This is a genomic window from Citrobacter sp. Ct235 (assembly GCF_030332305.1).
Lineage (GTDB): Bacteria > Pseudomonadota > Gammaproteobacteria > Enterobacterales > Enterobacteriaceae > Citrobacter_A > Citrobacter_A telavivensis.
In genome coordinates, this window is sequence record NZ_JAOWIC010000020.1 from 1 (window position 1) to 321 (window position 321).

At 54.5% G+C, this 321-nt stretch carries 1 protein-coding gene; it reads right to left on the reverse strand.

The features are described 5' to 3' along the window. A partial coding sequence (locus tag OGY35_RS01060; RefSeq protein WP_353655470.1) for a transposase occupies nt 1-321 on the reverse strand: 321 nt, incomplete at both ends.

Below are 321 nucleotides of genomic sequence, written 5' to 3' on the forward strand. Positions count from 1 at the left end.
TTCTCCACCAGGGTAACGCATGGCGTCCGTCATCGACGTCAGCAGATGGCAGACTTTTCCTTTGCGCGTCACTGTCAGCAGGCGGGCTGTCATCTCACTGCCCAGACCCGGCCACTTTTTTCGTGCCTGGGGACTGGTTTTCAGCATTACCAGATGGTCGCCTTTACCCAGTTTTCTGACTTCTTCATACTGCGTCCCCTTTCTGAGCGGGATCATCCAGTGGCGGTGCTCTCCCGCCTGGCTCCAGGCATTTAACAGCCCCAGTGAGTAATAACCTTTATCCATTAACGTCAGGGTGTTATCGCCGGTCTGCTCTATAAG